This window comes from Flexivirga sp., from assembly GCF_051955415.1.
GTDB lineage: Bacteria > Actinomycetota > Actinomycetes > Actinomycetales > Dermatophilaceae > Flexivirga.
Map to the genome: position 1 here is coordinate 86,222 of NZ_JBQCGS010000078.1, position 8,876 is coordinate 95,097.

Genomic DNA, 8,876 nt, shown 5'->3' on the forward strand with positions numbered 1-8,876 from the left:
CTTCACGTCCGGCCGCTGAGACGTCGGTTGATGACACCGCGGTGTTGCATCTATGTTGGATACAACATGAGTGCAAGTGACAAGGCGTATGAGTTCGTCAAGACCGGCATCCTTGCCGGCGACCTGGCCCCGAGCACCTTCCTGACCGAAGGGCAGCTTGCCGAGGAGATCGGGATCTCCCGCACCCCGGTCCGTGAGGCACTCCTGCGACTGCAGGCGGAGGGCATGGTCGAGCTGTTCCCGAAGAAGGGTGCGCTGGTCGTTCCGGCGACGCCTCAGGAGGCACGTGAGACGTTCGAGGCGCGTTCGCTCATCGAGGAGTGGGCCGCCGGTCGGGTGTGGCCGCGACGGGCCGAGACGATCCCCACGCTGCAGGAGAAGCTCGAGGAGATGGTGGCGGCCATGAGGGCCGACGACATCGGCACGTTCAGCGCCGCCGACCGCGCGTTCCACGAGGTGGTCGTCGAGGCCGCCGGGAATTCCGTGATCGCCAGGCAGTACCGGCATCTGCGTGACCGGCAGATCGTCATCGTCGCCGGCAGCATGCGCGCCGACCGGTCGCGTATGGCGAACTCGGTCAAGCAGCACCGCGAGCTGCTCCAGCTGCTGGAGACCGGCTCTCGGGCGTCGTTCGTCCGCGCGTGCCGTGACCACGTGGCCGAAGCCACCAGCCTGGTGACAGCGCGATGACACCGCCCACCACAGAAGAACACCAGCTGCCCGGTGTGGTCGAATCCCCTTCCGCCGATTGGCCGCTCGGCGGTCGGCGCGCCATGGCCGTCTTCCTGTCCGCCCTGTCGGTCTACATCCTGGCGATCTTCCACCGCACTTCCCTGGGCGTCGCCGGGGTCATCGCCGCCGAACGCTTCCACATCAGCTCCGCCCAGCTGGCGACGTTCGTCATGGTCCAGCTGTTCGTGTATGCCGCCATGCAGGTGCCGGTGGGCGCCCTGCTGGACCGCTTCGGTTCGAAGGTGCTGCTGTTCGCCGGCGTGACCACCATGACGATCGCCCAGTTCGGCTTCGCCTTCGCCGACACGTTCGCATGGGGTGTGCTGGCACGGGTTTTCGTCGGGATGGGCGATGCGATGGTCTTCGTGTCGCTGCTCCGTGTGGTGGCGCTGTGGTTCCCGCCGGCGCGTGCGCCGATGATGAGCCAGTTGTGCGGCGTGTTCGGTCAGTTCGGGGCCATCGCGGCGGCCGGACCGCTGTCCGTGGCACTGCACAACCTCGGCTGGACGAAGTCCTACCTGCTGGCGTCGTCGGTCGGCATCGTCCTGGGCGCCATCCTGCTGGTGGTCGTGCGCGACTCGCCATACCGCACCAAGGAGCGCACCGAGATCAAGTTGCGCGCGGTCGCCCGGGCCGTCTCCAGCGCCTGGCGTGAGCCGGGCACCCAACTCGGGCTGTGGTGCCACTTCACCTCGCAGTTCAGTGCGACGGTCTTCAGCCTCATGTGGGGCTTCCCGTTCCTGACCAAGGCGGAGGGCTTGTCGGCCGGAACGGCCAGCCTGCTGCTGGAGATCATGGTGGTCGCGACGGTGACCGCGAGCCCGCTCTTCGGGGCGTTCACCGCGCGCTATCCCTACAACCGGTCGACGCTGGTGCTCGGCACGGTCGCCGCGATCATCGCGATGTGGACCGTGGTGCTGTTGTGGCCGGGGCGTGCGCCATTGCCGGTGCTCATCCTGCTGGTGGTCGTCACCGCGATCGGTGGACCGGGCTCGATGATCGGCTTCGACCTGGCACGCACCTTCAACCCCACCCACCGGATCGGCTCGGCCTCCGGCATCGTGAACGTCGGCGGGTTCTCCGCGACCCTGCTGTCGGTGTTCGTCATCGGCGTCATCCTCGACCGGATGGCCCCCGGCGGTGCCGAGCACTACGACCTGGCCGCGTTCCGGGCGGCGATGTCGGTGCAGTACCTCGTGTGGGCGTTCGGCATCGTGCAGATCCTGCGGCTGCGCCGCAGGACTCGCCGGCTGGTGCACTCCTCCGACGACTACGAGCACCTGAAGGTGGGCGTCAGCGTCCGCACCGGCCGCTGAAACCGCCCGCTGCGCGGAGCGCGCGGCTACGCTCCCGTGCATGACCGTGACGGTGGGGGCGCCGGGGACATCCCGGATGCAGCGGGCGCTGCGCACGGACCGATGGGGGATCGCGCGCGCGGTCCTCCTGATGGGTATTGCGGCGATGGCGCTCGCCACTTGGATCAGCGGGGCGCAGCACGTCTCGTTCCGCGACCTGCGCGGCGACATCGCCTCCGGGCGGACACATCGGGTGGAGGTGTATGGCGGCCTGCCGCCCGACGCACACGGCGAGGCCACCATGGCCTTCCGCTGGAACGCCGGCGGTCACTCCCGCCTCGCCGAGGTGACGGCGGTGAACGGCGACGGCGGCGGGATGTCCGCCGGCTCGGAAACAGTGGTGCGCGGTGACGTCAGCGAACAACTGATCGCGCTGTCGCCTCAACGCGACCTGCAAGTGGCCCGGGCCACGACGGACCTCACCGTCGGGACCCAGATCGCCGGCTGGCAGACCCCGGACTGGATCGCGCCGGCCGCCATACTCCTGTGGCTGGCCGCACTGGTGGTGCTGGTCAACGGCCCGCAGCCGCGCTTCGGCACCCGCTGGGCGTGGTTCTGGATGATCGCCACGCCGGTCAGCGTCGTCGGGCTGCCGGCCTTCCTGCTCGTCAGCGGACCGTGGCGGCCGGACACCGCCGCCGGCGCGCCCGGGCAACGATGGCGACTTACCGGTGGCAAGGCGTTCCTGCTCAGCTTCGTCATCTGCTCGGTGCTCGGCCTCGCCTGGTCGACGCCGTAACCGTCTTCGGCGCGGCCGGGGCCCTCGGCCGCCGCCGCGCCGACCGGCTCAGTGCTGGTTCGGGGCGACCCAGCGAGCGGTGTCGACGTTCTGGTCCGTCGCGCGCTGCAGCGCGTCGGCGATGATCTGCTCGGCGTCCGCACGCCCGGCCCAGTGGGAGCCCTCCTCCACGCTCTTGCCCGGCTCGAGGACCTTGTAGGTCTCGAAGAAGTGCTTGATCTCGTCGAGCAGGAAGCTGTTGACGTCGCTGACGTCCTGGATGTGGTTCCAGCGCGGGTCTCCCGCGATGACCGCCAGGATCTTGTCGTCGCCGCCGGCCTCGTCCACCATCTTGAAGACACCGACCGGACGGGCCTCGACGACCGCACCCGGCACGACGGATTCGGTGATCAGCAGCATCGCGTCCAGCGGGTCGCCGTCCTCGCCGAGGGTGTGCTCGATGTAGCCGTAGTCCGTCGGGTACTGCATCGAGGTGAACAACCGGCGGTCCAGGCGCAGGCGGCCCGTCTCGTGGTCGATCTCGTACTTGTTGCGGCTGCCCTGCGGCACCTCGATGGTGACGTCGAACTCCATTGCCTGTTGTCCCTTCGCCGGGGGTCTTCGATGTGTGTCAGCTGTGGCCGGCACGTGCGACGACCCGCGGTCGCCGTGTGCTTGACTGACGACTAGTTTGGCGCACCGACGGGCGTGCCGTGGTTCGAGGGGTACGAATGGGCAAACGGGTTGCGGCCGCCGCAGCCGCCGTCGTCGTGCTGGCGGTCGGCTACGAGGCGCTCGACGTGTATGACGTCCTGCCCGGCCCGCTCACTCGCGCGGCCGCGGCCCGGCCGGCGGTCCCTGCACCGGGCAAGACCAGCGTCGGACCGTCGGTTCCGGCGCCGACTCCGGCCACCGTGTCGCCGATCGCCGCTGCCGACGGTCCGCAGCAGGACCCGGCCAAGGTCAAGGCGCAGGTCGCCGCCGCGCTGGGCAAGCCGGACCTGGCCAAGAAGCTCGGCGTGGTCGTCGCCGACGGCAAGACCGGCCAGGTCCTGCTGCAGCAGCACGAAAACGCAGCAATGACACCGGCATCCACCACCAAGTTGTTGTCCGCATGGGCGATCGGCAACACGCTGGACCTGAACAAGCCGCTCACCACCAAGGTCGTCAACGGCTCCACCCAGCATCGGATCGTCCTCGTCGCCGGTGGAGACACGGCACTCAACCCCGGCACAGGGGACCCTGAGCACGTCAACGGTCACGCCGGTCTCGCCGACCTGGCCGCGCAGGTCGCCGCCTCGCTGAGGAAGGCAGGCACCACCTCGGTGACAGTCGGTGTCGACACGTCATACGCACCGGGGCCGTTGACCGCAAAGCACTGGGACCCGGACGTCGTCGCCGCCGGCTACACCGCCCGCATCGCCCAGCTGGGCCTGTCGACCGAGCGTGCCACCGACCCCGCGCGGCCGACGCCCGCGGACCCGGTCGCCTCCACCCAGCAGGCGTTCGTCAAGGCGCTCGCCGAACAGGGCATCACCGCCAAGGCCGGGGGAACGGTGACCGCGGCCGGCGATGCGAAGGTACTGGGCGCGGTCCAGTCGTCGCCGCTGCTGGACGTGCTGGGCAACGCCCTGCAAGCCAGCGACAACGCGATGATCGAATCGCTGGCGCGCCAGGCCGCCTTCCACGACGGGGTGGGCGGATCGACCGCCGACGTCACAGGCTGGGTCGAGAAGACGCTGAAGGACGCCGGATTCGACCTGCGCGGAGTCGAACTCGCCGACGTGTGCGGTCTGTCCGACGGCACCACGATCCCGCCCCGTGTGCTCGCCGACGTGTTGCTATCCGGCACCACCGGCAAGAACAAGCCCTTCGCCGAAGTGCTGACCCGGCTCAGCGTCGGCGGCTACAACGGCACACTGGACAACCGGTTCCTGCAACCGTCCAACGACTCGGCCGCGGGCGACGTACGCGCCAAGACCGGCTCGCTCACCCACGTCGCGTCGCTGGCCGGCACCGTGATCACCGCCGACGACCGGGTGCTCGTCTTCGCGATCATCAGTAACGCCGCGAAGTCGTGGGGTCCCTACGGCACCCGCGCCGCCATCGACGACTTCGTCGCCGCACTGCAGAAGTGCGGCTGCTCGAAGTAGCAACGGTCGCTGGAACGGCCGCGATGCAGGCGGGATCGTGTGCCGAAGTGGCAACGGTCGCCGGCAGCGGATGCTGCGCGGCGCGCCCGAGGCGCCGCGGCCTGACATACCCTCGATCCATGTCTGAGGCGTATGTCGACTGGGACCTGGCCAAGCGCACCGGGCGACGCTGGGTGTCCGACGGACCGCAGACCACACCCGACGAGGCGGCCGCGGTGGTGGCCGAACTCCGCGACGCCGCACACCGCGCACTCCAACCGGTGGCCGACACCGCCCGGCTGGATTGCCTCGCCGGCGCGGAGTCACCGGTCTTCGTGGTCGACCGCGCGGCCTGGATCGACGTCAACGTCGACTCGATGGCTGCGCTGCTCAGCCCCGTGGTGGAGGCGCTGACCGCCAAACGCAAGGCCGGCCCGCGCGCTCGCGCGGTCGGCGCCAAGGTCACCGGCACCGAGACCGGCGCGCTGATGGGCTTCGTCGCCAGCAAGGTGCTCGGCCAGTTCGACCTGGCACCGGAGGGCCGGCCCAGCCTGCTGCTGGTGGCGCCGAACATCGTTGCGGCCGAACGCGAACTCCACGTCCGCCCCGCCGACTTCCGGCTCTGGGTGTGCCTGCACGAGGAGACGCATCGCGTGCAGTTCACCGCGGTGCCGTGGCTGCGGGAGCACCTCATCGACCGCATCCGCACCCTCGCCGTCGACTTGGTGCCCACCCCCGAATTGCTCCAGCAGCGGTTGCAGGCAGCGGCCAAGGCGCTGCCGGGGCTGTTGCGGGAAGGCAGCGGTGGCCTCACCGACCTGGTCGGCACCCCGGAACAACGTGCGGAACTCGCCGACGTCACGGCGATCATGTCGCTGCTCGAGGGCCACGCCGATGTCGTGATGGACGACGTCGGTCCGCAGATCGTGCCGACCGTCTCGGACATCCGCCGCACGTTCGACGCCCGCCGCAAGGGCTCCGTCGGCCCGGACCGCATCATCCGCCGCCTGCTGGGACTGGAGGCCAAGATGCGCCAGTACCGCGACGGCGCCGCCTTCTGCCGCGCGGTCCAGGCGCAGGTCGGGGTCGACGGTTTCAATGCCGTCTGGGCCGGCCCGGAGAACCTTCCCACCGCCGACGAGATCTACGCTCCGGCGGCCTGGGTCGCCCGCGTCCACGGCTGAATGAACACCCTGCGAAGCTCCAGGGCATCGGTATGACGGGACCCCACCCCGCGGTGGCGGCGTGCCGGCGGCAGGTCCGAGCGGCGCTGTCCGAGGCCGGTATGGGCGCGGGCCGCACTGTGCTCATTGCGGTTTCGGGTGGCGCCGACTCGCTGGCGCTCGCGGCAGCGGTGGCGTTCGAAGCACCGAAGCTGCGGATCACCACCGTCGCGATCGTCGTCGACCACCAACTGCAGGCCGGGTCCGGTGAGGTGGCGCTGCGCGCCACGGAGCAGTGTCGCGATCTGGGCGTGGATCATGCGCAGGTGCGCACCGTCGAGGTGGCTGCCACCGGGGACGGCCCGGAGGCTGCAGCCCGCTGGGAGCGCTACGCCGCGCTCGCGGACGCCGCTGCGTCATACGGCGCGAGTGCGGTGCTGCTCGGCCACACCCGCGACGACCAGGCCGAGACCGTGCTGCTGGCGCTGGCCCGCGGGTCGGGACCGCGGGCGGTCACGGGTATGGCGCCGGTGGCCTTCGGTCTCGAGACGCAGTCTCGTTCCTCGGCTGCTGCTCGACCAACGGGAGGCGGCACTCGACCAGTGGGGGATCTGGTCTGGCTGCGGCCGCTGCTGGACGTGACCCGCGCGCAGACGCACGCGGCCTGCGCGGCGCTGCGTCTCGAGCCGTGGCACGACCCGCACAACGGCGATCCGCGCTATTTGCGGGTGCGGGTGCGCCGGGCGCTGACCGACCTGGAGGACGACATCGGCCCGGGCGTCGTCGCCGGTCTGGCGCGCACCGCTGACCTGATCCGGGAGGACCTGACCTTCCTGGACGACTGGGCCGCGCAACGGGCCGACGAGTTGGGCGCGACCTCGTGGCCGGTCGACGCATTGAGCGCGTTGCCCACCCCGCTGCGCACGCGGGTATGGCGCGAGCTGCTGCGCCGGGCGGGCGCCCCGTCGGCCTCGGTCGGCAAGGTGCACATCGACGCCGTGGACGCGCTGGTGACCCGCTGGCACGGCCAGCAACCGATCCACGTCCCGGGCGGTCTGCAGGTGCGCCGGGACGCCGGGCTGATCGAGGTCGAGGCGCGTCGGGTTCAATAGGGCTCATGGATGCCAGCCACATGGGCAAAGACCTCGAGCACGTCCTCTACACCGAGGAACAGATCCACGCGCGGCTCGAGGAACTCGCGGCCGATATCTGGCGTGACTACCACGACAAGGACGTGCTGCTCGTCGGCGTCCTCAAGGGCGCCATCCTGGTGATGGCCGACCTGATGCGCGCCCTGCCGGGATCGGCCCCGATGGACTGGATGGCGGTGTCGTCATACGGCTCGGGCACCAAGTCCAGCGGCGTCGTGCGCATCCTGAAGGACCTCGACACCGACATCTCCGGCCGGCACGTGCTGATCGTCGAGGACATCATCGACTCCGGGCTGACCCTCAACTGGATCCGCGCCAACCTCACCTCCCGTGAGCCCGCCTCGCTGGAGATCTGCACGCTGCTGCGCAAGCCGGAGGCGGCCAAGGTGGAGATCGACTGCAAATACGTCGGCTTCGACATACCCAACGAGTTCGTGGTCGGCTACGGCCTGGACTACGACGAGCGCTACCGCAACCTGCGCGACATCGGCACGCTCGCCCCGCACGTCTACTCCTAGTGCCGACCCGCGAGCAGGTCGCATCTACATCTGTGGCGGCTGCTACGGAACATCACCCGTCGCCCGCGCGTTGATCCAGCCGGGACACCTGCAATAGCCAGGCTATCTGCGGTGTACCGTCTACTGGTCTGTCATGGGCTCGGCCCAACTCAAGCAGGAGGATCGGGGCACGCCCCGCAGGTACATGAACTTCAAGCGCGTTCTTCGCAGCCCTGGTCTCTGGGTCATCCTGGTCGTGCTGATCGGTGTGCTCTGGCTCGCCGTCGGCAACGTCGGGGGCTATCAGAGCATCGACACCTCCCAGGCCGAGAAACTCATCTCCAGCAAACAAGTCGACTCGGCGACGCTGACGCCCGACTCGGTCAAGCTGACCCTCAAGGACCCGACCACGGTCGGGAACAAGAAGGACCTGACCAAGGTCGAGGCCAACTACGTCGACCCGCGCGGCGACCAACTGGTCTCGCTGCTGTCGAAGTACCCGCCCGCCAAGGGCTACACCGACGACCCGCAGAAGCAGAGCGTCTGGCTGTCGATCCTGATCAGCATGGCGCCGTTCATCCTGTTCATCCTGATCTTCTGGTTCCTGATGAGCCAGATGCAGGGCGGCGGGTCGCGCGTCATGCAATTCGGCAAGTCGCGGGCGAATCTGGCCACCAAGGACATGCCGAAGGTGACCTTCGCCGACGTCGCAGGTGCCGACGAAGCGGTCGAGGAGCTCCACGAGATCAAGGAGTTCCTCCAGTCGCCCAAGAAGTTCCTCGACGTGGGCGCCAAGATCCCCAAGGGCGTTCTGCTCTACGGGCCCCCCGGCACCGGTAAGACCCTGCTCGCCCGTGCGGTCGCCGGCGAAGCGGGTGTGCCGTTCTACTCCATCTCCGGCTCGGACTTCGTGGAGATGTTCGTCGGCGTCGGTGCCAGCCGTGTCCGGGACCTCTTCGAGCAGGCCAAGTCCAACGCCCCGGCCATCATCTTCGTCGACGAGATCGACGCGGTCGGCCGCCAGCGTGGCGCCGGCCTGGGCGGCGGCCACGACGAACGTGAGCAGACGCTCAACCAGCTGCTGGTCGAGATGGACGGCTTCGAGGCGAAGGACAACATCATCATGAT

General features: G+C 69.3%; 9 protein-coding genes. 8 read left to right on the top strand and 1 reads right to left on the bottom strand.

Translation table 11 applies throughout. The features are described 5' to 3' along the window. The first annotated feature begins 66 nt into the window (after positions 1 to 66). The 3 genes from ACTHL4_RS13495 to ACTHL4_RS13505 are packed head-to-tail and all read left to right on the top strand — an operon-like array spanning position 67 to position 2,826. Positions 67 to 690, top strand: coding sequence for a GntR family transcriptional regulator (locus ACTHL4_RS13495; protein ID WP_440283280.1), 624 nt, complete (start codon positions 67 to 69; stop codon positions 688 to 690). After that, positions 687 to 2,048, top strand: coding sequence for an MFS transporter (locus ACTHL4_RS13500; RefSeq protein WP_440283281.1), 1,362 nt, complete (start codon positions 687 to 689; stop codon positions 2,046 to 2,048). Before ACTHL4_RS13495 ends, ACTHL4_RS13500 begins: the two co-directional genes overlap by 4 nt. Before the next feature lie 40 nt (positions 2,049 to 2,088). After that, positions 2,089 to 2,826 carry a hypothetical protein gene (locus ACTHL4_RS13505; RefSeq protein WP_440283282.1) on the top strand — a complete coding sequence of 246 codons (738 nt, stop codon included), beginning with the start codon at positions 2,089 to 2,091 and terminating at the stop codon, positions 2,824 to 2,826. Between the two features lie 48 nt (positions 2,827 to 2,874). Here ACTHL4_RS13505 and ACTHL4_RS13510 read toward each other — a convergent pair whose 3' ends face one another. Beyond that, a complete protein-coding gene (locus ACTHL4_RS13510; protein WP_440283283.1) occupies positions 2,875 to 3,399 on the bottom strand; it encodes an inorganic diphosphatase in 525 nt (174 codons plus the stop codon). A gap of 137 nt (positions 3,400 to 3,536) precedes the next feature. On the opposite strand from ACTHL4_RS13510, the gene dacB reads away from it, so the two are divergent. The 5 genes from dacB to ACTHL4_RS13535 all read left to right on the top strand — a co-directional run. Next, the gene (dacB, locus tag ACTHL4_RS13515) at positions 3,537 to 4,958 is read left to right on the top strand and encodes a D-alanyl-D-alanine carboxypeptidase/D-alanyl-D-alanine endopeptidase (RefSeq protein WP_440283284.1); all 1,422 of its coding nucleotides are present in this window, start codon (positions 3,537 to 3,539) and stop codon (positions 4,956 to 4,958) included. Positions 4,959 to 5,077: 119 nt separating this feature from the next. Continuing rightward, a complete protein-coding gene (locus ACTHL4_RS13520) occupies positions 5,078 to 6,121 on the top strand; it encodes a zinc-dependent metalloprotease (protein ID WP_440283285.1) in 1,044 nt (347 codons plus the stop codon). Between the two features lie 32 nt (positions 6,122 to 6,153). Further along, on the top strand, positions 6,154 to 7,212 hold the full coding sequence (tilS, locus tag ACTHL4_RS13525; protein ID WP_440283286.1) for a tRNA lysidine(34) synthetase TilS: 1,059 nt from the start codon (positions 6,154 to 6,156) through the stop codon (positions 7,210 to 7,212). A gap of 5 nt (positions 7,213 to 7,217) precedes the next feature. Continuing rightward, positions 7,218 to 7,769: a hypoxanthine phosphoribosyltransferase gene (gene hpt, locus ACTHL4_RS13530; RefSeq protein WP_440283287.1), complete on the top strand. Its 552-nt coding sequence runs from the start codon at positions 7,218 to 7,220 to the stop codon at positions 7,767 to 7,769. A gap of 184 nt (positions 7,770 to 7,953) precedes the next feature. Beyond that, on the top strand, positions 7,954 to 8,876 hold a 923-nt coding region (locus ACTHL4_RS13535), incomplete at its 3' end, for an ATP-dependent metallopeptidase FtsH/Yme1/Tma family protein (RefSeq protein ID WP_440283291.1).

Bases quoted from the DNA above. Each gene is read 5' to 3' on its own strand.
- ACTHL4_RS13495 (WP_440283280.1), top strand. From the start codon at position 67: ATGAGTGCAAGTGACAAGGCGTATGAGTTCGTCAAGACCGGCATCCTT.
- ACTHL4_RS13500 (WP_440283281.1), top strand. From the start codon at position 687: ATGACACCGCCCACCACAGAAGAACACCAGCTGCCCGGTGTGGTCGAA.
- ACTHL4_RS13505 (WP_440283282.1), top strand. From the start codon at position 2,089: ATGACCGTGACGGTGGGGGCGCCGGGGACATCCCGGATGCAGCGGGCG.
- ACTHL4_RS13510 (WP_440283283.1), bottom strand. From the start codon at position 3,399: ATGGAGTTCGACGTCACCATCGAGGTGCCGCAGGGCAGCCGCAACAAG.
- dacB (WP_440283284.1), top strand. From the start codon at position 3,537: ATGGGCAAACGGGTTGCGGCCGCCGCAGCCGCCGTCGTCGTGCTGGCG.
- ACTHL4_RS13520 (WP_440283285.1), top strand. From the start codon at position 5,078: ATGTCTGAGGCGTATGTCGACTGGGACCTGGCCAAGCGCACCGGGCGA.
- tilS (WP_440283286.1), top strand. From the start codon at position 6,154: ATGACGGGACCCCACCCCGCGGTGGCGGCGTGCCGGCGGCAGGTCCGA.
- hpt (WP_440283287.1), top strand. From the start codon at position 7,218: ATGGATGCCAGCCACATGGGCAAAGACCTCGAGCACGTCCTCTACACC.